Raw genomic sequence first — 26,920 nt, 5'->3', positions numbered from 1 at the left:
ATGCGCTTTCGCGGGAAGTCCATCCGCCGGAAGATCGTGGCGCTGCTCCTCGTGCCGCTCCTCTCCCTGACAGGGATCTGGGCCTTCGCGACGGTACTCACCGGCCGCGCGGCCAACCAGCTGTTCAACGTGTCGGACGTGGTCGAGAAGATCGGCTACCCCACCGAGGACACCATCAGCGTTCTCCAGCAGGAACGCCGCCAGACACTCGTCTATCTCGCCGATCCCCGCGCCTCCGACGCGCTGACGGCGCTGAAGCGCAGTCGCACCGCGACCGACCGGGCCGTGGCGAAGGTCCGCAACAACGCCAAGGACGAAGACGTACAGGAAGAGATGAACGGGGGCACCTCACAGCGCCTCACCACCATCCTGGACGCCCTCGACGGCATCGACTCGCTGCGCCGCAGTGTCGAGGAGGGCACCGTCAACCGGGCCCAGGCCCTCGACCTCTACAACCGTCTGGTCGACCCCTGTTACACACTGATGGCCAACCTCCACGTCGTGGACAACGTGGAGATGGACAAGCAGGGCCGCGCCCTCGTCAACGTCGCCAACGCCCGCGAACTGCTCTCCCGCGAGGACGCCCTCCTCGGTTCCGCGCTGGTCGCGGGCCGCGTCACCCGCGACGACATCCGCGACATCTCCGATCTCGTCGCGCAGCGCACCCTGCTGTACGACATCAGCCTGCCGCTGCTGCCCTCCGCGGAACGCGGTCGCTTCGAGCGCTACTGGTCGAACGCCGACACGGCTCCCCTGCGCGTGGCGGAGCAGGCTGTCGTCACCTCCCCGGCCGGATCCCCGCACGGTGTCACCGCGCAGAGCTGGGACCGGGCGGCCGGACACGTGCTCGACGAACTCGCCGACCTCGACGACAAGGCCGGCGACCGCTACCAGGACCGTGTCCGCCCCGTGGCCACGGGCGTCATCGTCAAGGCGGTCATCGCGGGTGTCCTCGGACTCATCGCCCTGCTGGCCTCGCTCGTCATGTCCGTACGCATCGGCCGGGGCCTCATCCGCGACCTGCGCCGGCTGCGCCTGGACGCCCACGAGGCGTCAGGCGTCCGGCTTCCCAGCGTCATGCGCCGCCTCTCCGGGGGCGAACAGGTCGACGTCGAGACCGAAGTGCCCCGCCTGGAGTACGACAAGAACGAGATCGGCGAGGTCGGCCAGGCCCTCAACACCCTTCAGCGCGCGGCCGTCGAGGCCGCCGTCAAACAGTCCGAACTCCGGGACGGCGTCTCCGAGGTCTTCGTCAACCTCGCCCGCCGCAGCCAGGTCCTGCTGCACAAGCAGCTCACCCTCCTCGACACCATGGAACGCCGGACCGAGGACACCGACGAACTCGCCGACCTGTTCCGCCTCGACCACCTGACCACCCGAATGCGCCGGCATGCCGAGGGCCTGGTCATCCTGTCCGGCGCGGCCCCGTCCCGGCAGTGGCGCAAGCCCGTCCAGCTCATGGACATCGTCCGCGCCGCCGTCGCCGAGGTCGAGGACTACGAGCGCATCGAGGTACGCCGACTGCCCCGCGTCGCCGTCACCGGGCCCGCGGTCGCCGACCTCACGCACCTGGTCGCCGAACTCCTGGAGAACGCCACGGTGTTCTCGCCCCCGCACACGGCCGTGCAGGTCGTCGGTGAACGCGTCGCCAACGGTTTCACCCTGGAGATCCACGACCGCGGTCTGGGCATGGCGGCCGAAGCGCTCCTCGACGCCAACCTACGGCTCGCCGAGACCCCCGAGTTCGAACTGTCCGACACCGACCGGCTCGGTCTCTTCGTGGTCAGCCGGCTCGCGCAGCGGCAGAACGTCCGTGTCTCCCTCCAGCCTTCTCCGTACGGCGGCACCACCGCCGTGGTGTTCATCCCCGACGTGCTGCTCACGGACGACGTCCCGGACACCAACGGCATCGGCTTCCGTCTCGACCGAGCGCTGCCCTCGAAGGAGGGCAAGATCGAGGAGGACCGCAAGGCGGCGCTCTCCGACGTACCGGTGCGCCTCCCCGGCCTGCCTGCCGCGATCCTCGACGGGCCGGTCGAACTGGAGGCGCCGGTCGATCTGGACGTGCTCGGCGGCTTCCCGGGCGCCCTCGACGACGAGGACGCCGAGCAGGGCGGTCTGTTCCGGCCGCGCCGCTCCATAGCGGGTGTCCCGGTCGAGCAGCACCGGCCCCACCAGCAGCCCCGCGCGGGCGGCGCGGAGACGGCCCGCTCCGGCGACGACGACCACGCGGGGGGCCCGGTCCCCCTGCCGCGCCGCGGAACTCCCAAGCTGGTCAGCTCGCACGGTCGTCCCGTGACCCGGACGAGGCCCCGGCGCGGCGAGGCGGGCGAGGAGCTCCCCGAGGCGCTGAAGCCGGTGGAGAACCTCGAACCGGTCCTCGAGCCGGTGGAGCGGCAAGGCATCGCGGAGAGGGCGAGCGCACAGTCGTCGACCGCCCGGCGTGCTGACCGCACCGAGCCCTCTGGGCGCCGCAACAACGACCGCACCGAAATCTCCGGGCGCCGCAACGGCGAACGCCCCGAGACTCCGGGCCTTCGCTCCGAGGCATCCGGCCTCCGAGAGGCCCCCGCTCTCCCCCGGCGCACTCGCTCCGCCGGCGCGCCGGCGGGCAGGGCCGGGACCACCCGGGGCTCCGCCGCCACGACGCAAGGGGCAGAATCGGGTGCCAGCCCGCTGCCCCGCCGCGTCCGACAGGCCAATCTGGCCCCCCAGTTGAAGGACGGACCAGAACGGCGCGCCGAGCGCGACAAGGACCACACCCCGAAGGGGGCGGAACTCGCCGATCGCGACGCCGACGAGGTACGCAGCCGGATGGCCTCGCTCCAGCGGGGCTGGCAGCGGGGCCGCGAGGAGAACGCCGCGGGCGACGGGGCCCAGGGCGGCACAGCACCAGGAACGACGAAGGGGGACGGTCGATGACCGCACCGAAGGCCACAGGGCCCACCGCGACCAGCAAGACGTCGGGAGAGCTGAACTGGCTGCTCGACGACCTGGTGGACCGCGTCGCCAGCATCAACAAGGCGATCGTGCTCTCCGGCGACGGCCTTGCCACCGGGGCCTCCAAGGATCTGACCCGGGAGGACAGCGAGCACCTGGCCGCCGTCGCCTCCGGCTTCCACAGCCTCGCCAAGGGCGTCGGCCGCCACTTCGAGGCGGGCGGTGTCCGGCAGACCGTGGTCGAGCTCGAGGAGGCCTTCCTCTTCGTCACGGCCGCCGGGGACGGCAGCTGTCTCGCCGTTCTTTCGGACGCCGACTCCGATGTCGGGCAGGTCGCCTACGAAATGACGCTTCTGGTGAAGCGGGTCGGCGCACATCTGGCCGCCGCTCCGCGCACCGATCTGCCCTCGGGCGGGTAGTGGGATGGCATGAGCGGAGACGGTCAGGGAAAACGCCACTGGTTCGACGACGACGCCGGACCGGTGGTCCGTCCTTATGCCATGACACGCGGGCGCACCACGAGTCCTGCCCAGCATCGCCTCGACCTGATCGCGGTGGTCGTCACGGAGCCCCACGCGGACGACCCCGAAGCCGACCATTCGCTGTCCCCGGAACACGTGGACATAGTCGAGCTCTGCCGCGACACCCCCCAGTCGGTCGCCGAGCTGGCCGCCGAGCTCGACCTGCCCATCGGAGTGGTCCGGGTCCTCATCGGGGACCTCGTGACCGAGGAAATGGTCCATGTGACACGTCCCGTACCCCCTGCCGAGCTGCCGGACGAGAGTATTCTGCGCGACGTGATCAGCGGCCTCCGGGCGCTCTGAGCTGGGCGGAAGCGGGGAACAGACGTGACAGGCTGGCAGTTCTGGGTCGACCGAGGCGGCACCTTCACCGACATCGTCGCGCGACGCCCGGACGGCCGCCTGCTCACACACAAACTGCTGTCCGAGCACCGGGCGAGGTACGCCGACGCGGCGGTGGCGGGTGTTCGTGAACTCCTCGGCGGCCAGGACGCCCAGGGCGCGCGGATCGACGCCGTCCGCATGGGAACCACCGTCGCCACCAACGCCCTGCTGGAACGCAAGGGAGAGCGCACCCTCCTCGTCGTCACCCGAGGCTTCCGCGACGCCCTGCGCATCGCCTACCAGAACCGCCCCCACATCTTCGCCCGCGCGATCGAACTGCCCGAGCTGCTCTACGAACGCGTGGTCGAGGTCGACGAGCGGATCGCCGCCGACGGCACGGTCCTGCGCGCGCCCGACCTGGACGCCCTGGCCGGGCCCCTCCAGGAGGCGTACGACTCCGGTATCCGGGCCGTCGCCGTCGTCTGCATGCACAGTCATCTCCACCCCGCCCATGAAGAGGCCGTCGGTGAACTGGCGGCACGCACCGGCTTCCCGCAGATCTCGCTCTCCAGCGAGGTCAGCCCGCTGATGAAGCTCGTCCCGCGCGGTGACACGGCCGTCGTCGACGCCTACCTGTCGCCCGTGCTGCGCCGCTACGTCCAGCACGTCGCCGATGAGCTCCAGGGCGTGCGACTGATGTTCATGCAGTCCAACGGAGGCCTCGCCGAAGCGGGTCAGTTCCGCGGCAAGGACGCCATCCTGTCCGGCCCGGCGGGCGGCATCGTCGGCATGGCCCGGATGTCGCAGCTCGCCGGCTTCGACCGTGTCATCGGCTTCGACATGGGCGGCACCTCCACGGACGTCTCGCACTTCGCGGGCGAGTACGAGCGGGTCTTCACCACCCGGATCGCCGGGGTCCGGCTGCGGGCGCCCATGCTGGACATCCACACCGTCGCTGCGGGCGGCGGCTCGGTGCTCCACTTCGACGGCTCCCGCTACCGGGTGGGCCCGGACTCGGCGGGCGCCGACCCCGGCCCCGCCTGCTACCGCGGTGGCGGCCCGCTCACCGTCACGGACGCCAACGTCGCACTCGGCCGCATCCAAGCCACCCACTTCCCCGAAGTGTTCGGCCCCGACGGCGACCAGCCCCTCGACGACACCCTCGTCCGCGACCGGTTCGCCGCCCTCGCGCGGGAGATCAGCGAGAAGACCGGGGACGACCGCACCCCGGAGCAGGTGGCGGAGGGTTACCTGCAGATCGCCGTGGCCAACATCGCCAACGCGGTCAAGCGGATCTCGGTCCAGAAGGGCCACGACGTCACTCGGTACGCGCTCACCACCTTCGGCGGTGCGGGCGGCCAGCACGCGTGCATGGTCGCCGACTCGCTCGGCATCCGCACCGTCCTCGTCCCGCCCATGGCCGGTGTCCTGTCCGCCCTCGGCATCGGACTCGCCGACACGACGGCCATGCGCGAGCAGTCCGTGGAGGCACCCCTTGAGGCGTCCGCGATGCCCGGCATCCTCAAGACCGCCGACGACCTGGAGGGCGCCGCCCGCACCGAACTCCTCGCCGAGGACGTGCCCGAGGACCGCATCCGCGTCACCCGCCGCGCCCAACTCCGCTACGACGGAACGGACACGGCGCTCACCGTCGAGCTCACCGAGCCCGACACCATGAACCACGCCTTCGAAGAACGCCATCGCGCCACCTACTCCTTCACCCTCGACCGTCCGGTCGTCGTGGAAGCCCTCTCCGTAGAGGCCACCGGACTCACCGAACCCCCCGATCTCTCCGCCCTCGCGACCTCTTCGTCCGCCCGAGGCGCGGCGCAGACGGTCAGCCTCCACACGGGCGGCGCCTGGTGCGACGTACCCCTGCACCGCCGCGAGGAACTGCCGCCCGGTGAAACGGTCACCGGCCCCGCGATCATCACCGAGGCCAGCGCGACGACCGTCGTCGACGACGGCTGGCGGGCCGCGATGACCGACGACGGGCATCTGGTCATGGAACGCGTGGCGGTTACGCAGAGTTCCGATCTCGGCACGGAAGCGGACCCGGTTCTCCTCGAGGTCTTCAACAACCTCTTCATGTCCATCGCCGAGCAGATGGGTGCCCGCCTGGAGTCCACGGCCCAGTCGGTCAACATCAAGGAACGCCTGGACTTCTCCTGCGCGCTCTTCGACCCCGACGGCAGCCTTGTCGCCAACGCCCCTCACATCCCTGTCCACTTGGGCTCGATGGGCACAAGCGTGCAGGAGGTCATCCGGCGACGCGGCGACAGCATGCGCAAGGGTGACACGTACGCGGTCAACGACCCGTACCACGGAGGCACTCACCTCCCCGACGTCACCGTGATCACCCCGGTCTTCGACACGGAGGGTGAGCGCATCCTGTTCTACGTCGCCTCGCGCGGACACCACGCCGAGATCGGCGGCATCGCCCCGGGCTCCATGCCCGCGAACAGCCGCACCATCGAGGAAGAGGGCATCCTCTTCGACAACTGGCTGCTCGCCGAGAACGGCCGCTTCCGCGAGGCCGAGACGCTTCGCCTGCTCACCGAGGCGCCCTACCCCTCGCGCAATCCGAAGACCAACCTCGCCGACCTGCGTGCGCAGATCGCCGCCAACCAGAAGGGCGTCGACGAAGTCGCCCGCATGATCGAGAACTTTGGCCTCGACGTCGTCCAGGCCTACATGCGGCACGTGCAGGACAACGCGGAAGAAGCCGTACGCCGCGTCATCGACGCTTTGGAAGACGGTGAGTTCGCCTACGAGACCGACTCCGGGGCGGTCATCCGTGTCCGGGTCGCCGTGGACCGCGAAAGCCGTTCCGCCACGGTCGACTTCACGGGTACGTCCCCGCAGCTCAGCACCAACTTCAACGCGCCCTTCGCGGTGGTCAACGCCGCTGTCCTGTACGTCTTCCGCACTCTGGTCGCCGACGACATCCCGCTCAACGACGGCTGTCTGCGCCCGCTCGACATCGTCGTGCCGCGTGGCTCGATGCTCGCTCCCGAGGCCCCCGCCGCCGTGGTCGCGGGCAATGTGGAGACCTCTCAGGCGATCACCGGCGCGCTGTACGGAGCCCTGCGCGTACAGGCCGAAGGGTCCGGAACGATGAACAACGTCACCTTCGGCAACGAGCGCTACCAGTACTACGAGACCGTGGCCTCCGGATCCGGCGCGGGAGACGGCTTCCCCGGCGCCTGCGTCGTACAGACCCACATGACCAACTCGCGGCTCACCGACCCCGAGATCCTGGAGTGGCGACTGCCGGTCCGGCTCGAAGAGTTCGCGGTCCGGCCGGGCAGTGGCGGAGCCGGGCGCTGGAGCGGCGGGGACGGCGCCGTGCGCCGTATCCGGTTCCAGCAGGCCATGACAGTCTCCACACTGACCCAGCACCGCAGGGTCCCGCCCTACGGCATGGCCGGCGGCGAGCCCGGAGCGCTCGGCGCCAACCGGGTGGAGCGCGCGGACGGCACGGTCACGGAACTTGGCGCAAGTGATACGGCCGACGTCGGCCCCGGCGACGTACTTGTCATCGAAACCCCCGGCGGCGGAGGCTACGGCCCACCGTCCCACGACCCCCATCAAGCAGGAGAAGAGATCGATGATCTTCGGGCGTTCTGAGCGCGGCAAGCCCCCGGTCGAGCCCGTCACGCTCAAGATCCTGGTGGCCGGTGGCTTCGGGGTGGGCAAGACGACCCTGGTCGGCGCGGTCAGCGAGATCAAACCGCTGCGCACCGAGGAGGTGCTCACCGAGGCGGGCCGCCCGGTCGACGACACCAGCGGTGTGGAGGGCAAGCACACCACCACCGTCGCCATGGACTTCGGCCGCATCACGCTCCGCGAGGACCTGGTGCTCTACCTCTTCGGGACGCCCGGACAGGACCGCTTCTGGTTCCTGTGGGACGAGCTCGCCTCCGGCTCCCTGGGCGCCGTCGTGCTCGCCGACACGCGCCGCCTGGAGGACTGCTTCGCCGCCGTCGACTACTTCGAACGGCGCTCCATACCCTTCGTGATGGGCGTCAACTGCTTCGAGGGATCGTCCCGGTACCCGGTCGACGATGTCCGCCAGGCACTCGACCTCGACGACGACGTTCCGGTCGTCCTGTGCGACGCGAGAGACCGGGAGTCGGCCAAGGAGGTCCTCATCGAGGTCGTCCAGCATGCGATGGCGTACGGAGCCGACCGACGCGAACCGGTCACCACCTGACCCGTACATACGGTCCGAACCGCGCATACGGCCCGTACCCCCGCCGACCGGGGTACGGGCCGTCGTCCCGCACGCGCGTGTGGCTCACGCGAGACGCACGCGCGCGTGGACCCCTGTCTCAGCTGACGTCGTCCTCGTGCCAGCCGAAGCTCTTCTCCACCGCCTTGCGCCAGTTGTGGTATTCACGGTCGCGCACGGAGGCCTCCATGGACGGTGTCCACTCGACGTCCTTCTGCCAGTGCGACTTCAGCTCGTCGAGGTCGTTCCATACACCGGTCGCGAGCCCGGCCGCGTAGGCAGCGCCCAGACAGGTCGTCTCGGACACGCGGGGACGGATCACCGGCACGCCCAGGACATCCGCCTGGTGCTGCATCAGCAGATTGTTCTTGGTCATGCCGCCGTCCACCTTCAGGGTGGTGATCTGCACGCCGGAGTCCTGGAACATGGCGTCGACGACCTCACGGGTCTGCCAGCTCGTCGCCTCCAGGACCGCGCGGGCGAGGTGCGCCTTGGTGACGTACCGGGTGAGGCCGGTGACGACACCGCGCGCGTCGGAGCGCCAGTAGGGCGCGAACAGGCCCGAGAACGCCGGCACGATGTACGCGCCGCCGTTGTCGTCGACGCTCGCGGCCAGCGTCTCGATCTCGTCGGCGTTGCGGATGATGCCCAGCTGGTCGCGGAACCACTGCACCAGGGCGCCGGTGATCGCGATCGACCCTTCGAGGCAGTAGACGGGCGCCTCGCCGCCGATCTTGTAGCCCATGGTCGTCAGCAGCCCGTTCTTCGAGGGGACGGGCCGGTTGCCGGTGTTGAGCAGCAGGAAGCTGCCGGTGCCGTACGTGTTCTTGGCGGTGCCCACGTCGTAGCAGGCCTGCCCGAAGACCGCCGCCTGCTGGTCGCCGAGCGCCGAGGCGACGGGGACGCCCGCCAGTTGGCCCACGGCGGTGCCGTACACCTCGGCCGACGACCTGATCTCGGGCAGCACCGCCTCGGGGACGTTCATCGCCGCGAGGATCGACGGGTCCCACTGAAGGGTCTCCAGGTTCATCAGCATGGTGCGCCCGGCGTTGGTGACGTCGGTGACGTGCCGACCGCCGTCCGTGCCGCCCGTGAGGTTCCAGATCAGCCAGGAGTCGATGGTGCCGAAGGCGATCTCGCCGCGCTCGGCACGCGCGCGCAGCCCCGGCACGTTGTCGAGCAGCCAGGCCGCCTTGGGGCCGGAGAAGTAGCTGGCCAGCGGCAGGCCGGTCTGTTCGCGGAAGCGGTCCTGGCCGTCCGTGCCGCCCAGCTGGTTGCAGAGCGCCGAGGTCCGGGTGTCCTGCCACACGATCGCGTTGTGCACGGGCTTGCCGGTGGCCCGGTCCCACAGGACCGTCGTCTCGCGCTGGTTGGTGATGCCGAGCGCGCTCAGCTGGTCGGCGCGCAGCCCCGCCTTGGCGATCGCTCCCGCGACGACCGCCTGCACCTTGGACCAGATCTCGGTGGCGTCGTGTTCCACCCAGCCCGGTTTGGGGAAGATCTGGCGGTGCTCGCGCTGGTCGACGGCGACGATCGCGCCGCTCCGGTCGAAGATGATGCAGCGGCTGGAGGTGGTGCCCTGGTCGATTGCGGCGACGTATTTCTCGGCGTTCTCCGTCATGACGTCCCCTTACGTCTTCTTCGTCAGAAGGCTGCGTTGGAAGCCTGCGTTCTCGTCAGAAGGCTGCGTTGTAGATCGCGGCCCCGATGGCGGCACCGGCGATCGGGCCGACGACCGGGATCCAGGAGTAACTCCACTCCGAGGTGCCCTTGTTGGGAATCGGCAGCAATGCGTGGGTGAGGCGCGGTCCCAGGTCACGGGCCGGGTTGATGGCGTACCCGGTGGGCCCGCCCAGCGAGAGTCCGATACCGACCACGAGGAACGCGATGAGCTGGACGGGCAGTCCCGCGTCGCCGATCCCGGCCACGTGTTTGTGGCCGCCGACCATGGCCAGAATGGGCAGCATCAGGCCGATGGTGGCGATGGTCTCGGTGATGAGGTTCTGCACGGGATGGTTGATCTCTGGCCGGGTCGAGAAGATGCCCAGCGTCTCGATGGCCTTGTCCTCGTCGGCGTTGAGGTTGAACTGGCCGAGGTAGAGCAGCCAGCAGAGCACGGCGCCGATGATGGCGCCCGCGAACTGGCCCAGAATGTAGAAGGGCACGTCCTCCCACTTCGTCGAGCCCTCGATGGCGAAACCGATGGTCACGGCGGGGTTGATCTGACCGCCGGACAGCGGCGCCGCGGTGTAGGCACCGGCGAGCACGCCGAAACCCCATCCGAACGCGATGACGACCCAGCCGGCGCCCTGCGCCTTGGACTTGTTGAGGGTGACCGCGGCGCAGACCCCCGCGCCGAACAGAATCAGAATCGCAGTGCCGATCAACTCGCCGACAAAAATGTTGCCGTTGCTCATGGCGGCTCCTAGGCCTCGCCCGGAGCGGTCCGCTCCGGGCCACCGTGCGGGGTGCGTTTCCCATGGCTACTTCAGCCGAAGGCAGGGAGGTCCCGCGCCCCGCCCGGCGTCCGTGACGAGCGTGCCGTCGCAGCGGAATCGCCCGTGGGGGACGGCCTTGGAAACAGGTCGGGAACCCGAGCGCCGCGGTGCCTGAAGACGCCCGAATGCGGCGATGCCGACTGACATCCGGAAGTGTTCACCGGCGCCCAGAGGGCGTCAAGGTCGCCGACGGCAACGGTTGAAGGCCGTGAACGAGCCAAGATCGGGGCACGGTACGGGCCTGCCCGGGGCACGGTCTCGGGCAGGCCGTCGCTTCGCCCTCACCCGTCACAGGGGCCCCGGGCGGCACGGCCGTTGCTCAGAACCCTCCCGGTCCGTCGCTCAACCGGCCTGTGCCCGCTCCGCCCCCGAACCACGCAGGACCTCATGTCCCGGCAGTCCCGCCCGCCCCAGCACCCAACTCGCCCCGCTCAGAGCCTTGGCGGCCTGCTTGAGCGGTGCAAGACAGGCCGCCGCCTGTCGGTGGTCGGTCACGCTGCCCGGTGCGCACAGGACCGTGGCCAGCGACAAGGTGACGGGGCGTCCGCCCGCCGACCAGGGCGCGTCGAGTACCGTGCCGGCCAGCGGGCCGAGAGTCTCCGGATCCGCGAGGACCAGGAAGTCGTCGCCGCCGATGTGCCCCACCCGGGTCGTCCCGGAAGCCGCGTGCTGCAGCGTCCGCCCGACCTCCCGGATCAGTTCGTCGCCCGCGGCGAAGCCCGCTCCGTCGTTGACCTGCTTGAAGTGGTCGACATCGAGCCAACTGAGTGCGAACGGCCGGCCGTCGGCGATCCGCAGGTCCACCTCGCCGGTGATCGCGTCCGAACCGGGCAGCCTGGTCAGCGGGTTGAGCCCGGCCGCCTCCTCGACCCGGCTCTCGGAGAGCGCTCGTACGAGATCGGCCAGGCGTACGACCCCCACGCACCGCCCGTAGTGATCGACGACCGCGACATCGTCCGACGTACGGTCCCGCTCGCCGTCCGCCACCACGTCGAGGACCTCCCACGCGGTCGCGTCGACGCCGACCGTACGCGGCGGATCGCCGAGCTTGGCGGCCGGCCGGTCGGCGTACAGGGCATGCCCGTACGGCCCCGACATCGACAGCAGGAAGCGCGACCGGTGCACCGAGCGGACCGGGATCCCGGAGGGATCCACGAGCAGCACACCGGACACGTCGGGCGAGCCGGTGAGCAGCGCCCGCACCTGCCCCGCGGACGCCGTCGCGGGCAGCAGCGCGGCGGGCCGCACGAACTGCCGCACCGACGGTCCCGACCGGGGGGCGGCCGCGGCGCCGGGGGAGAGGGCCGGAACGTATACGTCCGCGACGGGCAGCCGTGCGGGCGGCGCGAACAGCTCGCCCTGCGCCAGCTGCGCCCCCGCCGACACCGCGGCCGCGCACTGCAGCTCCGTCTCGACGCCCTCCACGGACAGCAGCGCGCCCAACTGCTCGCACAGTGTCCGCATCGCCCTGACCGCCGCAGGCCGCGTCAGCAGGGACGCATCGAGTTTCACCAGTTCGGGCGCGAGGTCCGTGAGCAGCCGCAGGGGTACGTCGCCGTCGCCCACCCCGTCCGCACAGATCCGGAAACCTTCGCTCCGCATCGTGGACACCGCCTCCAGCAGGGCCTGGTGCGGCACGTGCGTGTACGGCGGACCGATGTCGATCGTCACCTCCCACGGCAGCCGACCGGCCTCGCGCACGGCGTCGCGCAGCGCCGCGAGCCGTCCGAGATCGGCCAGTGTCCCCGCGAAGACGTTCACGTGCAGCGGCAGCATCGTCTCCCTGCGGGCCGCTGCGCGGATCGCCAACGCCGCCAGCCGCCCGTCGAGTTCGGGGTCGCGGCGGGCCTGTGCCAGGATGTCACCTGACTCGGGACGGGCGAGTATCTCCAGCGCCGCGACCCCTCCGGTCGTCAGGTTGACGACCGGCTGGAAGGCGAAGCGGACAGTATCCGTCCAGGAGGGCACGGGAGCATACTGGCCCCGCCCGCGCAGGCCCGGGCGCGATTCACGAGCTGTTCACGCAGCATTCCGAGGTCGTCACACCGAGTGCGGACGGCCGCGGGCGAGCGTCGGTGGGTGACCGTCTTCGCGGCGCACGCCGCCCCTGGACCCGGTGCATTCGGCCGGCTGCCGACTCAGCGGACGGCGACGACCGACGAACCGTGTCCGAACAGCCCCTGGTTCGCCGTGATTCCCACGCGCGCGCTCGCGACCTGCCGGTCGCCCGCGTCCCCGCGCAGTTGCCATGTCAGCTCGCACACCTGGGCTATGGCCTGCGCCGGAACGGCCTCTCCGAAGGAGGCCAGTCCGCCGCTGACATTCACCGGTATGCGCCCGCCCAGCGACGTGGCACCCTCCCGCAGCAGCTTCACGGCCTCCCCCTCCCCGCACAGCCCCAGGTCCTCGTACCACTGCAATTCCAGGGCCGTGGAGAGGTCGTACACCTCGGCGAGCGAGAGGTCCTCGGGACCGATGCCCGCCTCCTCGTACGCCGCCCGCGCGATCGAGGCCCGGAAGGTGCCGGCCGAGGGTTCCACCGCGACGGCGGAGTCCGTGGCGATGTCCGGGAGGTCGAGCACGGTGGTGGGGTAGCGCGGTGTCACCGTCGACACCGCGCGGATCCGCACGGGGTCCGCCGCCCCGTGCCGTCGCGCGAAGTCCATGCTCGACAGCACGAGGGCGGCGCCCCCGTCGGACGTCGCACAGATGTCGAGCAGCCGCAACGGGTCGGCGACGACGGCGGAGACCGCCACCTCTTCGGCCGTGACCCTCTTGCGGTACCGCGCGTTCGGATTCAGCGCCCCCAGGGCGGCGTTCTTCACCTTGACCTGCGCGAAATCCTCCAAGGTGTCCCCGTGCACGGCCATCCGCCGCCGCGCGTACAGCCCGAAGTACGTCGGATTCGTCGCGCCGAGGACCCGGAACCGCAGCCAGTCGGGATCGTCCGGCCTGTCCCCGCCCGCCGGACGGAAGAACCCCTTGGGCGCGGCGTCGGCACCGACCACGAGAACCACGTCCGCGAGACCCGAAAGGATCTGCGCCCGCGCCGTGTTGATGGCCTGCGCCCCCGACGCGCACGCGGCGTACACACTCGTGACCCGCGCTCCCTGCCAGCCCAGGGCCTTCGCGAACGTCGCTCCCGCCACGTACCCCGGATAGCCGGCGCGCACGGTGTCCGCGCCCACGACCGAGCCGACGTCCCGCCAGTCGATCCCCGCGTCGGCCAGCGCCGCACGCGCCGCCACGACCCCGTACTCGACGAATCCGTGCCCCCACTTGCCCCACGGGTGCATGCCCGCGCCGAGCACCGCCACCTCACCGCTCATGCCGGCACCCCCGTACGCCACATGCCCTTCATGCCGTCACCCCCGTCGGCCGCCAGTGCCACGTCGTCCAGGTCGTCTCCTCGTCCTCGTTCAGCACACCGGGGACGACCTCCACCTCCATGCCCACCGCCAGGTCGGAGACGGTGATCCCGGGAACCGTCTGACCGAGTACGACGAGTCGCTCGGATTCCAGTTCCACAGCGATCAACGCATAGGGTTCCCACGAGAGTTCCGGGTCGGTCACATACGGTGACGGAGGCCGGTAGCGGCTGTCGGTGTACGACCAGACCCGACCGCGCCGGGACAGCGGAACCTCGGTCAGCTCACCGCCCCGGCACCGCGGATTTCGGCAGAAGATGTCCTCGCGGGGGAAGAAGACCGAGGCGCACGCGGAGCAGCGCGTGCCGAGGAGACGGAAGTCGTCCCCCTCCCCGGCGAACCATCCGGTGACCACGGGTGTACGTGTACGCGACAAGACCCCTCCACGACACTGGATCTGACGGAACGTCAGAAGTGTGCCACGGGCATCGGGAAATGGGCAGCGCGACGGAGAGAACCGTGGAGGCCTCCTGGGCGTCGGAGTATCGGGAGGTGCGGCCGGGGCCCACGGGGGTGGTTCCGGCCGTGCCTCCCGGTGCGGCTCCGGGGCGCGTCGGGCGATCCGCCGATTCCCTCACTCGATGGTGCCCGACCGCCTGTGATCCCTTCCCCGACGGATCCCGCACCTGATAGATGCAGGGGGCATGACACGACTCTCCACCGCCGTACGCGGTCTGGTGACCACGCTCGCCGCCTTACTGGCCGTGACCGCCGCCTCCGCCACCGCCCGGGCGACGCCCGAGCCGAAGGCTCCCGAGGACTTCGTGGCCCTGGGATCCGTGGACCCCACGATCATCCAGGAGATGCGCTACTTCACGCCGCACAACTTCGTGGGCGAGCGCGTCGACGGCTACCGGCAGCCGATCTGCATCCTCACCCGACCCGCCGCCGAAGCCCTCCACAAGGCCCAGGTGACACTGCTGCACGAGGGCTACACCCTCAAGGTGTACGACTGCTACCGGCCGCAACGCGCCGTCGACCACTTCGTGCGATGGGCCGAGGATCTCGACGACCAGGCGATGAAGCCGGAGTTCTATCCGCAGGTCGACAAGACCCGTCTGTTCGAGGATGGTTACATCGCCGAGAAGTCCGGACACAGCCGCGGCTCGACGATGGACCTCACGATCGTGCGGCTGCCGGCGAAGCCGACCCGCCCGTACGTCCCCGGAGAACCCCTCGTGCCCTGCTACGCGCCCCAGGCCGAGCGCTTCCCGGACAACTCCGTGGACATGGGTACCGGCTTCGACTGCTTCGACACCCTCGCGCACACGCTGGACCCACGCGTCCAGGGCATGCAGCGAGCCAACCGGCTGCTCCTTAAAAGCACCCTTGAAGACCTCGGATTCGTCAACCTCGCCGAGGAGTGGTGGCACTACACGTACAAGCCCGAGCCCTACCCCGACACGTACTTCGACTTCCCCGTGTCCAAGAAGTCACTGACTTCGTCCCCCTGAGCCGGGCCGGTCCGCCCCGGTCCGCCCCGTGGCGGCGGGGCGGACCGCATCACGAGACGCACTGCGACAGGCGCCCGGACCCGCACCTGATGAGGCACCCGAAGACGAGCGAGAAGTGATCGGCTACAGTCCGCGGCGTGTCCGCAACCCCGCACCCACCCGCCGACTTCGCGCCGGACTCACACTGTTCGAGCTGCGGAGCACCCTACGGAGAAGGCAACTCCGGCTGGCCCCGCACCTGCGCCGTCTGCGGCGGCGTGGCCTACCGCAATCCGCTGCCGGTCGCGGTGGCCCTGCAGCCCGTGTACGACGACAGGGGCACCGCCCTGGTCGTCATCACCCGGACCATCGCCCCCGCGCGCGGAGGCATCGCGCTGCCCGGAGGGTTCATCGACCACCGGGAGGACTGGCGGCACGCCGTCGCCCGGGAACTCAAGGAGGAGACGGGAATCGACGTGGCGAGCCGCGAGGTACGGCTCGCCGACGCGATGAGCTCTCCCGCCGGTCACCTGCTGCTCTTCGGGCTCCTACCGGAGCGCCCGGCCGCCGAACTGCCGCCGTCCGCCGCCACGGACGAGACCGAGGGCTGGCACCTGCTGCGCCGGCCCACCGAGCTCGCCTTCCCGCTGCACACCTTGGCGGCGCGCGCATGGTTCGAGGGACGGTACGTCTGAGGAGCCCCACGGGGGCTCTCAGAGGCCGTCAACGCGCCCCGAGGCCCCGGACACGGACCGGATACTCCGGCTTGCCCGCTCCGCCCTCTCCGGCCCGCCGCACGACCACGTGCTGCCCCTCCCAGCGCGTCACGTAGCGTTCGAGCTCGGGCTCGTCCCAGCCGTCGCCGCGGTCCGGCACGGCGAGCCCGCCCCCGACCCGCCCGCGCGCCGGAGCCCACGCCTCCAGCTCCAGGCCACCGTCGTCGCCCCGGACGGGCACGACGGCACCCGCGCGCGCCAGCACCGGGATCCGCGACGAGGGGGCATCGAGCAACACCTGGGCCGGTCCCTCGTACGCCTCCTCGGTGACCGTGTCGTACCAACGCCCCCGGGGCAGCTGCACCGCACGACGGTCGGCCCCGTGGTCCAGCACCGGTGCCACAAGGAGGCTGTCACCCAGCATGAAGGCGTCCTCGCAGTCCCTGAGCGCCCGGTCCTCGGGCGCCGCCCACCACAGGGGCCGCACATAGGGTGCGCCCGTGCGGCGCGCCAGCAGCGCCAGCGTCATGAAGTACGGGAGCAGCCGCCGCCGCTCGACGAGGGCCGCGCGCGCGTGCTCCAGTACGTCGTCACCGAACTCCCACGGCTCCCGGCGCCCCGCCCGCAGGCTCGCGTGCGTACGGAACAGCGGCAGATACGCGCCGAGCTGGAACCATCGCAGGTACAGCTCGGGAGACGGGCTGCCGTCGAAACCGCCCACGTCGGGACCCGAGTACGGAACCCCGCACAGCCCGAGCCCCAGCACCAGTGACAGTGAGGCCCGCAGTCCGGGCCAGCCCGTGGCCACATCTCCGGACCAGGTCCCTCCGTAGCGCTGCATTCCGGCCCACCCGGAGCGCGAGAAGAGGAACGGCCGCTCCTGGGGATCCAGTTCGCGCAGGCCCTCGTACGCGGCTCGTGCCATGCCCAGGGCGTAGACGTTGTGCGCCTCACGATGGTCGCCGCCGCGTCCCTCCAGGGAGTGCCGAGCCGACCTCGGCAGCGTCGACTCCCCGAACGCCGTGAACGACGTCGGCTCGTTCATGTCGTGCCAGAATCCCGCGAACCCCTGCGCCAGCCGTTCCTCGTAGAGGCCGCCCCACCACTCCCGCACACGCGCGTGCGTGAAGTCCGGATAGACCGACTCCCCGGGCCATGCGACTCCCCGTACAAGCCGGCCCGAGCCGTCCCGCACGAAGGCGTCCTCGGCGAGACCGCTGTCGTACACCGCGTTGCCCGGTGCGGCCTTGACCGCCGGGTCGACGATCGACACGAGCCGGATGCCGTCGCGGCGCAGCTCCTCGGCGAGCACCGGCAGCTTCGGGAAGCGTTCCCGGTCCACCGTGAACACCTGGTGGGCGTCATAGTGATCGATGTCCAGGTGGACCGCGTCGAGGGGCAGACCGCGCTCCTGATAGCCCGCGACGATCCGCCGCACCTCCTGCTCGCTGCCGAAGCCCCAGCGCGCGTGATGGTGTCCCAGCGCCCACGCGGGCGGCAGCGCGGGGGCCCCGGTGAGCGAGGCCCAGGCGTGCAGCACGCGCGCGGGGGTGCCCACCATCAACCAGCAGCGCAGCGGGCCGCCGTCCATCCGCAACTCGCACGTGCCCGCCCGGTCGTGCCCCGACCCCGCGCCCTCCTCGCCCTCGCGCAGGGTCACCGTGCCGTCCCAGGAGGTGTCATGGAACACGAGATGCGTGCCCGCGTCGGAGACCACCATCTGCACGGGCATCGTGATGTACAGCGGATCGTCGCCCGGCGCGAAGGCGTGCCCGGGATCCGTGTTCCACAGCCGGTACGTCCCATCACGCAGTCTGGGACCGGCCGCGCGCCCGCCCAGACCGAAGAACCGGGCGTCGGCGGCCACTTCCGAGCGCTGCATCCACCGCGCGCCGCCCCCGTCGGCCGGCTCCCACCAACGGGGCGGCAGATCACGGCGCAGGATCACACCACCCGGGGTTCGCACCTCGACGGCGCCGTGCCGCGAGACGACGACCGTCACCCGTTCGGCCACCACCCGCCAGCCGCCGTCCTTGTCGGGCTCCAGAACGGCCCGCGGGTCCGGCTCCGGGCAACGGCCCGCGAGCGCGTAGGACGGCTCCGGACCGGCCCCGTCCCAGCCCCAGAACACCGCCCCGCTCACCGCGACCGTGATCCGCAACTCGGACCGTGCGAACCGGACGATCCCACCCCCGGGCCCCGGCTCCGCCCCCTCCACCGGGCCGGGCACCCGCGCGCGCTCGGCCCCCCGCCGCGGCAGCCCGGCGGCGTCGGCACGCCTCCTTCGCCATGCGGCCCGCACGGTACGCAAGCCCTGGGCCGCCCCCGTCGAACCGACCGTCTTCACCGAACGCACCAGGTCACGACCGTCCATGCTGCTCACCCTGCCATTGCCTGCGCCAAATGAGTGAGTCGTTCAACTGCCGTTCACCCGCGACAGGGGCACATCTTCACGCGGACGACCATCTGCGGCGCACCCTGGTGCGGAAGTCGATCACATGGCATCGTCCGTGTCAGCCGCGTGACGCGCACACCCCAGCTCGTGCGCGACCGACGCACACAGTCCGGGAGCCGATTCATGTCCACCGCGAACCCCTCAGCGCTCTGGCAGCCCGACCCAGGGCGCATCGACCAGGCGCAGGTCACGAAGTTCCAGGCCTGGGCGGCCGAGCACCACGGAGCCCCGTCCGACGGCGGCTACCCGGCACTGCACAGCTGGTCCGTACGGGAACTGGACACGTTCTGGAAGGCCGTCACCGAGTGGTTCGACGTACGGTTTTCGACCCCCTACGCGCGCGTGCTCGGTGACCGCTCGATGCCCGGCGCCGAATGGTTCCCCGGGGCGACCGTGAACTACGCCGAGCACGCCCTGCGCGCGGCCGGGACCCGTGCGGACGAACCGGCGCTCCTGTACGTCGACGAGACGCACGAGGCGACCCCGGTGAGCTGGTCCGAACTTCGCCGTCAGGTCGGCTCCCTGGCCGCCGAGCTGCGCGCCCTCGGGGTACGGCCGGGGGACCGCGTCAGCGGCTATCTCCCGAACATTCCCGAGGCCGTGGCCGCCCTGCTCGCCACGGCCGCCGTAGGGGCCGTGTGGACGTCCTGTGCCCCGGATTTCGGCGCGCGCAGCGTCCTCGACCGCTTCCAGCAGGTCGAACCCGTCGTGCTCTTCACGGTCGACGGCTACCGCTACGGCGGCAAGGAGCACGACCGCCGGGACGTGGTCGCCGAGCTGCGCCGCGAACTGCCGACCCTGCGTGCCGTCGTCCACATCCCACTGCTCGGCACCGAAGCCCCCGAAGGCGCCCTCAACTGGTCCGAGCTGACCTCGGCGGACGTGCCGCCCGTCTTCGAAGAGGTCCCTTTCGACCACCCTTTGTGGGTGCTCTACTCCTCCGGCACGACCGGCCTCCCCAAGGCCATCGTCCAGTCCCAGGGCGGCATTCTCGTCGAGCACCTCAAGCAACTGGGCCTGCACTGCGACCTCGGCCCCGAGGACCGCTTCTTCTGGTACACGTCCACCGGCTGGATGATGTGGAACTTCCTCGTCTCCGGCCTGCTCACGGGCACCACGATCGTCCTCTACGACGGCAGCCCCGGATACCCGGACACGGGTGCCCAGTGGCGGATCGCCGAACGCACGGGAGCGACCCTCTTCGGCACGTCCGCCGCGTATGTGATGGCGTGCCGCAAGGCGGGCGTCCACCCCTCCCAGGACTTCGACCTCACGCGTGTGCGGTGCGTCGCGACGACCGGCTCGCCGCTGCCGCCCGACGGTTTCCGCTGGCTGCACGACGAGGTCCGCGACGATCTGTGGATCGCCTCCGTCAGCGGTGGCACGGACGTGTGCTCCTGCTTCGCGGGAGCGGTGCCGACGCTCCCGGTGTACATCGGGGAACTCCAGGCCCCCGGCCTCGGCACCGACCTCCAGTCCTGGGACCCCAGCGGCAAGCCCCTGATCGACGAAGTCGGTGAGCTGGTGGTCACCAACCCGATGCCGTCCATGCCCATCCGCTTCTGGAACGACCCCGACGGCAGCCGCTACCACGACAGCTACTTCGACACGTATCCCGGAGTGTGGCGCCACGGTGACTGGATCACCGTCACCTCGCGCGGTTCCGTCGTCATCCACGGCCGCTCGGACTCGACGCTCAACCGCCAGGGCGTGCGCATGGGGTCGGCCGACATCTACGAAGCCGTCGAACGTCTCCCCGAGATCAAGGAGTCGCTCGTCATCGGTGTCGAACAGCCCGACGGCGGCTACTGGATGCCCCTCTTCGTCCACCTCGCCCCTGGAGCCGCGCTGGACGAGGCACTCCTGAACCGCATCAAGCAGACCATCCGCGAACAGCTCTCCCCGCGCCACGTCCCCGACGAGATCATCGAGGTGCCCGGCGTCCCGCACACCCTCACGGGCAAACGCATCGAGGTTCCGGTCAAGCGCCTTCTCCAGGGAGCCCCTTTGGACAAGGCGGTCAACGTCGGCTCCGTGGACAACGTCGAGCTGCTGCACTTCTACGAAGAGCTGGCCCGCAAGCGCGGCTGATCAACCTCCGTAGGTGGCCTCGGACTCGCCGAGCACGGCAGCGAAGTCCGAGGCCAGGCGCACTGCGTCGGACGGTTCGAGTTCCGCGACCGAGATCCGTACACCGGGCGCGGAAGCGAGCCTGAACCGCGCACCCGCCGCGACCCACCACCCGTAGGACCGCAGTCCATTGACGACGGCCGACTCGTCGCGCACCGGTACCCAGACATTCATTCCGCTCACGGAATGGGACGGGATCCCCTGTTCCGCGAGCTGGCGTCGCAGCGCGTTCCGCCGCAGCGCGTACGTCTCCTGTGCGCGGGCGACCAATGCGCGCGTGTCGTCGTCCGTCATCAGCTCGTACACCGTCTCCTGGAGCAGGTGGCTGACCCAGCCGGAGGTGAGCAGCATCCGGCCGTCGTGCCGGGCGAGTGTGATCGGATCGCAGGCCGCGGCCGCCCACCGCAGGTCCGTCCCGAGGAACTTGCTCACGGTCCGCACATGCACCCAGCGCGCAAGGCCGCCCGCGGCCAGAGCATGAAGAGGCGCGTCGGCGACGGCGGACGCATGGTCGTTCTCCACCACGAGCACATCGGGCTCTTCCTGGAGTACGGCGACCAGAGCGTCGCGGCGCTCCGCCGAGAAGCGACCGCCGTACGGATTCTGCGCCCGCGGACTGCACGCCACCGCTCGTACGCCGGCCCGTAGCGCGTCGCGCAGGGCCTCGGGCCGCATCCCCTGGTCGTCCACGGCCACCGGGACCGTACGCAGCCCCAGCGCCGTGATCAGGTCCAGCAGATGGTGATAGCCGGGGTCCTCCATCGCGACGGCGTCACCGGGACGCAACTCCACCGACAGCAGTCGCCCGATCAGATCGAGCGCGCCGTGCGCGAAGGTCACGTGTTCCGTCGGCACCCCGTCCCGTCTCAGCCAGTCGCGCACGACGTCCTCCAACCGCGCCAGACGCGGCGTGCTGCGGTGCGACCGCGCGCCGGGGGAGAGCCGCGAGGGCGGCACCAGGTGCGGAAGCAGCCGAGGGTCGGGATGGCCACCCGCCAGGTCCCGCAGTCCGTCCGGCACTTTCGGTGGTCGTCGCGACGCCACCGAGGGAGCCGCGGCGACCACAGTGCCGCCCCGCCCGCGCGTCACGACGATCCCGCGCCGCCGCAGTTCCTTGTACGCCGTCGCGACCGTCCCTGGGCTCACCCCGAGCTCGTCGGCAAGCCTGCGCACCGGAGGCAGTGCCGCACCCGGTCCCAACGCGCCCTCGGCCACGCCTCGTTCGACGGACGAGGCAATTCCCTTGGCCGTCGTACCACTGATCCCATATTGTGTTGCCACGTTACCAAGTATGTATCAATACATAAGTGGAAGCAAGGGGGAACGGTGGGACCGATCAGCCGCGCAGCCGCATGGTCGACACGCATTCCAGGAGGCCCCGACGGCCGAAGAATGCTCTGGATCGCCCTCGTCGACCGGACCGGCAGCGGCCTGTGGGCAGCCGTGTCGGTCCTGTACTTCACCTACGTCACCGGCCTGTCCGTGGCACAGGTCGGCACCCTCGCCGCGGTCTCGGGGGCCATCGGCATCGCCGGCGCACCGCTCGGCGGCCGCATTGCCGACCGCCTGCCCCTCACCCGCGTCCTGATCTCCCTGCAGATCCTGCGAGCCCTGGCTTCCCTCGCCCTGCTCACCACCGACAACTACGCCCTGCTGCTGGCCTTCTCGGCCGCAGGCAGCTTCGGCGACAGGGCCGCCAACGTCCTCACCAAGCTGTACGCCACCCGCGTCTCCGGACCCGACCGCGTCCGCTATCAAGCCGTCACCAGAACCGTCGCCAACGCCGGATGGGCCCTGGGCGGCCTCACCGCCGCGGCCGCTCTCACGATCGGGACCACCACCGCCTACCAGTGGCTCCTGGCAGGAGACGCGCTGTCGTTCGTCGCCGCCGCCCTCCTCACCGTGCGCTGCGCCGAACCACCGTCCCCCGCACGCACGATCGCCACGTCCAAGGACCCCGCCCCCACCACCAGACCGGCCAACCCCTGGCGCGACCGCGGGTATCTCGCGTATGTCGCCACCGAGACCGTCCTCTTCCTCGACGACGCCGTGTTCAAGGTCGGCCTGCCGCTCTGGATCGCCCACTCCGACCAAGCCCCGCACGGCCTCGCCCCCTTGCTCATGGTTCTCAACAACCTGATGGTCGTGGCCCTTCAGGTCCCCCTGGCCCGCTTCGGCGCCACGACGGCTGCCGCGCGCTCCCTGCTCCTCCCCCTCTCCGCCGCCTTCGCTCTCGGCGGCGCCGCCATGGCACTCTCGGCCGCGGGCGGAGCCTTCACCGCCACGCTGTTCCTCACGACCTCGGCCGTCGCCTTCACCGTGGCGGAGATGCTGCACGCCACCGTCTCCTGGGAACTCTCCGTCGCCCTCGCGCCCGGGACGGCCCAGGGCGCCTACCTGGGCGTCCATGGACTGGCGCAGTCCGCCCAGCGCAGCATCGGACCACTCGCCGTCACCGCGGCCATCGCGACAGGCCCCCTCGGCTGGACGGCCTTCGGCGCGACCATCGCCGTGACCTGCGTGTTTCAGCATCACCTGGTGCGAGACCAACTCTCCCGCACGGCGTTGTCAGTGCCGCCAGTTACTGTGAGTGAGCATTGATCGACTGCGCACAGGGGGAAACATGGCGCACACCGAGCACCAGACCATGCGACGCGTCCTGCGCCGCGAAATCGCGGGCACCATCGGTCTGCTGACCGACGAGCACGACTTCACGGCGATGCGGCGCTACCGCACTTTCACCTTCGACGACCACACGACCTACCTCCACCAGGTGGAATCCCTGCTCAGGACCCTGGCAGCCCAAGGCAGCCACACCACGGTCGCGCTCTTCGACCCCGAGGAGTACGCGGAGTTCTGCGCCCACAACGGCCTGGAACCCGACACCGCCGCCAGCCGCACACGCTTCACCGCCGAACTCGCCGCCACCGGCCCCACCGTCGCGTACGAGGGACAGCCCCTCGACGAACTCGTCCCCGACCTCGTCGACGAAGCCGTCCGCAAAGCGACCTGGGAGTACGCGACCACGCTCCTGGCCCGCATCGGCAACTGCGCGTCCTGCGGAGAGGACATCGGACGAGCGTCCTTCGCCCGCGCCTCCCACCTGCTCACCCGCGTCCTCGACACCGCGAGCCCCGGCGCGCACCATCTCGTGTGCAGCGTCTCCGCGGCACCAGAAACACTCGTCGCGGCGCTGCGGGCCGACGACGACGCAGAGGGCACCACCCGCCTCGACGAGGCGGAAGCCCTCGAATTCACCACCGTCCTGGCCCTGGGTCTTGCCACCGGCAGCGCCGGAGGACTCGTCATGCGCACCACCGCCCCCGACACGACCGACCGCGTCTACGGATGGCGACTGCGTCGAGAAGGCCTGCAACCCCTCACCGCAGGCGAGGTCTTCGACGCCTACTGCACCGATGTCGCATCCGGAGATCTGGTCTCCCCGGAGTCAGGCGTCGACTACTGCGTACCACCCGACCTCGGCGACGGAGAGGAGGCGACGGGCCACACGCACTGAACGCGAAGGGGCGCCCCACCCGCAGGTGGAGCGCCCCTGAGCAACCGTCGCTCGACGAACGGCCCCGGCTATTCGCCGGACAGCACCGCCTGGGCCGCCGTGCGCGCCTCGTCGGCCGTGTCCGTGGCACGTGCCGCCGCGGCGGCACGCTCGCACTGCGCCAGCGTGTACTTGGCGAGCGTCGCCCGGACATAAGGAATCGACGCGGCACCCATCGACAGGGAGGTGACCCCCAGACCGGTCAGCACACACGCGAGCAGCGGATCGGACGCGGCCTCACCGCAGACACCACAGCTCTTGCCCTCGGCCTTCGCAGCCTCGGCGGACACGGCGACCAGGTCGAGCAGCGCGGGCTGCCACGGGTCCTGCAGGCGGGACACCGCGCCCACCTGCCGGTCGGCGGCGAAGGTGTACTGCGCGAGGTCATTGGTCCCCAGCGACAGGAACTCGACCTCCTGGAGGATCGAGCGAGCCCGCAGCGCGGCCGACGGAATCTCCACCATCGCGCCGAACTTCGCCTTCAGCCCGGCGGCACGGCACGCGTCCGCGAACGCCTTGGCGTCGATGCGGTCGGCGACCATCGGCGCCATGACCTCGAGGTAGACCGGCAGACCCTCCGCGGCCTTCGCGAGCGCCGTCAGCTGCGTCCGCAGGACATCGGGGTGGTCGAGCAGAGTGCGCAGACCCCGGACACCCAGTGCCGGGTTCGGCTCATCGGCCGGAGTGAGGAACTCCAGCGGCTTGTCCGCGCCCGCGTCCAGCACCCGCACCACGACACGCCCCTCGGGGAACGCCTCCAGCACCTGCCGGTACGCCTCGACCTGCTTCTCCTCGGACGGCGCCTGCTTGCTGTCGTCCAGGAAGAGGAACTCGGTACGGAAGAGACCGACACCCTCGGCGCCGGCCTCGACGGCGGCCGGCACATCGGCGGGACCGCCGACATTGGCCAGCAGCGGCACCTTGTGTCCGTCGGAGGTGGCACCCGGTCCGGTCGAGGCCGACAGCGCCGCCTTCCGCTCGGCAGCCGCGGCCTCCAGCTGCGCCCGCTTCTCGGCGCTCGGCTCCACGAAGATCTCGCCGGTGCTGCCGTCCACGGCGATCATCGTGCCTTCGGCGAGCTCTCCGGCGCCGGGGAGCGCGACGACGGCGGGAACTCCGAGTGCCCGAGCGAGGATCGCGCTGTGGCTGGTCGGGCCGCCCTCCTCGGTGACGAAGCCGAGGACGAGGGTGGGGTCGAGCAGAGCCGTGTCCGCGGGCGCGAGGTCACGAGCAATAAGGACGTACGGCTCGTCGCTGTCGGGGACGCCCGGCATGGGCACTCCGAGCAGCCGGGCGACGATACGGTTCCGCACATCGTCGAGGTCGGCCACGCGACCGGCGAGGTACTCACCGGCACCCGCCAGCAGCGCGCGATAGGAAGCGAACGCGTCATAGACGCCACGCTCGGCCGTGCTGCCGACCGCGATACGCCGATCCACGTCCGCCATCAGCTCGGGATCCTGGGCCATCATGGCCTGGGCCTCGAGCACCGCCTGGGCTTCGCCCCCCGCCAGATTGCCGCGCGCCATCAGATCGGCCGCCACAGCCTCGACGGCCTTACGGGCGCGCCCCTGTTCGCGCTCCGCGTCCTCCGCCGGGATCTGCTTGGCAGGCGGCTCAAGCACCGCCGTTCCCATGTGCCGAACCTCGCCGATGGCCACACCGTGGCTCACGCCGACGCCTCGCAGCGTTGTCTCCATCTCACCCGTCTCCGGTAGTGCGGCGCGTCCCGCCGCCGCGGTGGTTTTCGAACCTGCCGTCTATGACGGCAGCGCTGTTGATGTCACTGCCAGCTGAAAAGGGCGTCGCCGGCCTTCACATCGCCGTCCTCGCGAAGATCGGAGAGGGAGTCGGCCGTCGCCTCGAGCGCCACGATCGGGCAGATCGGGGACTTGCCGGCCACCTCGACGGCAGCCGGGTTCCAGCGCACGACGGCCTGACCGCGGGTCACGGTGTCACCCTTGTTGACGAGGAGCTCGAAGCCCTCGCCATTGAGCTGCACTGTGTCGATGCCCAGGTGCGTGAGCACGCCATGGCCCTCTGTGTCGACGACGACAAAGGCATGAGGGTGAAGCGAGACGATCACCCCGTCCACGGGGGCGACAGCCTCCCCGGGCTCACGCACGGGGTCGATCGCCGTGCCGGGGCCTACCATCGCTCCGGAGAAGACGGGATCCGGTACCGCGGTGAGTCCGATGGTGCGTCCTGCAAGAGGGGACGTCACGATGGTCATGGGAAGCCTCCCAGGGGTGGAGATTCATATGGGCCGTCACTGCCTGTACCGGACGGCGCACTGTTGAGCAGGGTATGTCATACGAACTGCCGGTTCCGCATGAGAGGTCCCGGTTGGCGGCCCTAGAGCACCGCGCAAACGATTTGCGCGCGCTCCAAACCCCCATGTAGAGTCGTACTCCTGCTTGAGGCCGAGTGACGCGACCAAGCGTCCTTGCCTGGCAGCACCCAACTTGTCAGATCCTATCTCGGGGTCTGGTTCTGCATGTCCGCAGAGCCGTGGTCAGAGAGACGGAAAATCGCTGATAGTGTTTGGACCGCCGGAAAGGGAAACGCGAAAGCGGAAACCTGGAAAGTGCCGAGGAAATCGGATCGGGAAACGGTCTGATAGAGTCGGAAACGCAAGAACAAAGCAAGACAGCAAGACCGAAGGGAAGCGCCCGGAGGAAAGCC

The 26,920-nt window shown here is 70.4% G+C and carries 19 protein-coding genes; 10 read left to right on the top strand and 9 right to left on the bottom strand.

Features of this window, described 5'->3' with window-relative positions; translation table 11 throughout:
• The 5 genes from ACZ69M_RS18370 to ACZ69M_RS18350 are packed head-to-tail and all read left to right on the top strand — an operon-like array spanning position 1 to position 8,001.
• Entirely contained in the window at positions 1-2,922 is a 2,922-nt protein-coding gene (locus ACZ69M_RS18370) for a sensor histidine kinase (protein WP_470051018.1), read from the top strand.
• Positions 2,919-3,359 (top strand): roadblock/LC7 domain-containing protein, encoded by a 441-nt coding sequence (locus ACZ69M_RS18365; protein ID WP_388523229.1) that lies wholly within the window; start codon positions 2,919-2,921, stop codon positions 3,357-3,359. The genes ACZ69M_RS18370 and ACZ69M_RS18365 overlap by 4 nt, the downstream gene beginning before the upstream one ends.
• 9 nt (positions 3,360-3,368) lie before the next feature.
• Positions 3,369-3,764 (top strand): DUF742 domain-containing protein, encoded by a 396-nt coding sequence (locus tag ACZ69M_RS18360; protein WP_054237191.1) that lies wholly within the window; start codon positions 3,369-3,371, stop codon positions 3,762-3,764.
• A gap of 24 nt (positions 3,765-3,788) precedes the next feature.
• Positions 3,789-7,415 carry a hydantoinase B/oxoprolinase family protein gene (locus ACZ69M_RS18355; protein WP_470051016.1) on the top strand — a complete coding sequence of 1,209 codons (3,627 nt, stop codon included), beginning with the start codon at positions 3,789-3,791 and terminating at the stop codon, positions 7,413-7,415.
• Positions 7,396-8,001 carry a GTP-binding protein gene (locus ACZ69M_RS18350; protein WP_470051014.1) on the top strand — a complete coding sequence of 202 codons (606 nt, stop codon included), beginning with the start codon at positions 7,396-7,398 and terminating at the stop codon, positions 7,999-8,001. Before ACZ69M_RS18355 ends, ACZ69M_RS18350 begins: the two co-directional genes overlap by 20 nt.
• Positions 8,002-8,119: 118 nt before the next feature.
• Here ACZ69M_RS18350 and glpK read toward each other — a convergent pair whose 3' ends face one another.
• The 5 genes from glpK to ACZ69M_RS18325 all read right to left on the bottom strand — a co-directional run bounded on the left by glpK (position 8,120) and on the right by ACZ69M_RS18325 (position 14,300).
• Entirely contained in the window at positions 8,120-9,640 is a 1,521-nt protein-coding gene (gene glpK, locus ACZ69M_RS18345) for a glycerol kinase GlpK (RefSeq protein ID WP_095855875.1), read from the bottom strand.
• A gap of 55 nt (positions 9,641-9,695) precedes the next feature.
• Positions 9,696-10,436 carry an MIP/aquaporin family protein gene (locus tag ACZ69M_RS18340; protein ID WP_470051011.1) on the bottom strand — a complete coding sequence of 247 codons (741 nt, stop codon included), beginning with the start codon at positions 10,434-10,436 and terminating at the stop codon, positions 9,696-9,698.
• Between the two features lie 423 nt (positions 10,437-10,859).
• Positions 10,860-12,485, bottom strand: a complete 1,626-nt coding sequence (locus ACZ69M_RS18335) for an EAL domain-containing protein (RefSeq protein ID WP_470051009.1) — start codon at positions 12,483-12,485, stop codon at positions 10,860-10,862.
• A 170-nt stretch (positions 12,486-12,655) separates the two neighbouring features.
• Positions 12,656-13,846, bottom strand: a complete 1,191-nt coding sequence (locus ACZ69M_RS18330) for a lipid-transfer protein (RefSeq protein WP_470051007.1) — start codon at positions 13,844-13,846, stop codon at positions 12,656-12,658.
• Between the two features lie 28 nt (positions 13,847-13,874).
• Positions 13,875-14,300 (bottom strand): Zn-ribbon domain-containing OB-fold protein, encoded by a 426-nt coding sequence (locus ACZ69M_RS18325; protein ID WP_470051683.1) that lies wholly within the window; start codon positions 14,298-14,300, stop codon positions 13,875-13,877.
• A 289-nt stretch (positions 14,301-14,589) separates the two neighbouring features.
• Here ACZ69M_RS18325 and ACZ69M_RS18320 point away from each other — a divergent pair, with 289 nt between their 5' ends.
• Positions 14,590-15,399, top strand: a complete 810-nt coding sequence (locus tag ACZ69M_RS18320) for a M15 family metallopeptidase (protein ID WP_470051005.1) — start codon at positions 14,590-14,592, stop codon at positions 15,397-15,399.
• Positions 15,400-15,536: 137 nt separating this feature from the next.
• Entirely contained in the window at positions 15,537-16,073 is a 537-nt protein-coding gene (locus tag ACZ69M_RS18315; protein WP_371648478.1) for an NUDIX domain-containing protein, read from the top strand.
• Positions 16,074-16,101: 28 nt separating this feature from the next.
• Here the strand turns inward: ACZ69M_RS18315 and ACZ69M_RS18310 are convergent, their stop codons facing one another.
• A complete protein-coding gene (locus tag ACZ69M_RS18310) occupies positions 16,102-18,468 on the bottom strand; it encodes a glycoside hydrolase family 31 protein (protein WP_470051003.1) in 2,367 nt (788 codons plus the stop codon).
• A 204-nt stretch (positions 18,469-18,672) separates the two neighbouring features.
• Here ACZ69M_RS18310 and ACZ69M_RS18305 point away from each other — a divergent pair, with 204 nt between their 5' ends.
• Positions 18,673-20,640 (top strand): acetoacetate--CoA ligase, encoded by a 1,968-nt coding sequence (locus ACZ69M_RS18305; protein ID WP_470051001.1) that lies wholly within the window; start codon positions 18,673-18,675, stop codon positions 20,638-20,640.
• Here the strand turns inward: ACZ69M_RS18305 and ACZ69M_RS18300 are convergent, their stop codons facing one another.
• Positions 20,641-21,960 carry an aminotransferase class I/II-fold pyridoxal phosphate-dependent enzyme gene (locus ACZ69M_RS18300; RefSeq protein ID WP_470050999.1) on the bottom strand — a complete coding sequence of 440 codons (1,320 nt, stop codon included), beginning with the start codon at positions 21,958-21,960 and terminating at the stop codon, positions 20,641-20,643. It lies immediately after the preceding gene.
• Positions 21,961-22,071: 111 nt separating this feature from the next.
• Between ACZ69M_RS18300 and ACZ69M_RS18295 the strand changes: the two genes are divergently transcribed.
• Both ACZ69M_RS18295 and ACZ69M_RS18290 read left to right on the top strand, forming a co-directional pair.
• Positions 22,072-23,280 (top strand): MFS transporter, encoded by a 1,209-nt coding sequence (locus tag ACZ69M_RS18295; protein ID WP_470050997.1) that lies wholly within the window; start codon positions 22,072-22,074, stop codon positions 23,278-23,280.
• 22 nt (positions 23,281-23,302) lie between these two features.
• A complete protein-coding gene (locus tag ACZ69M_RS18290; RefSeq protein WP_470050995.1) occupies positions 23,303-24,196 on the top strand; it encodes a hypothetical protein in 894 nt (297 codons plus the stop codon).
• A 68-nt stretch (positions 24,197-24,264) separates the two neighbouring features.
• On the opposite strand, the gene ptsP is transcribed toward ACZ69M_RS18290, so the two are convergent.
• Together ptsP and ACZ69M_RS18280 are read right to left on the bottom strand one after the other, a co-directional pair.
• On the bottom strand, positions 24,265-25,935 hold the full coding sequence (gene ptsP / locus ACZ69M_RS18285; protein ID WP_470050993.1) for a phosphoenolpyruvate--protein phosphotransferase: 1,671 nt from the start codon (positions 25,933-25,935) through the stop codon (positions 24,265-24,267).
• A gap of 83 nt (positions 25,936-26,018) precedes the next feature.
• Positions 26,019-26,468, bottom strand: a complete 450-nt coding sequence (locus ACZ69M_RS18280; protein ID WP_470050991.1) for a PTS sugar transporter subunit IIA — start codon at positions 26,466-26,468, stop codon at positions 26,019-26,021.
• Positions 26,469-26,920: the final 452 nt, after the last annotated feature.

This window comes from Streptomyces sp. NPDC107454, assembly GCF_055582885.1.
This window is presented reverse-complemented; position numbering and strand designations above follow the sequence as displayed.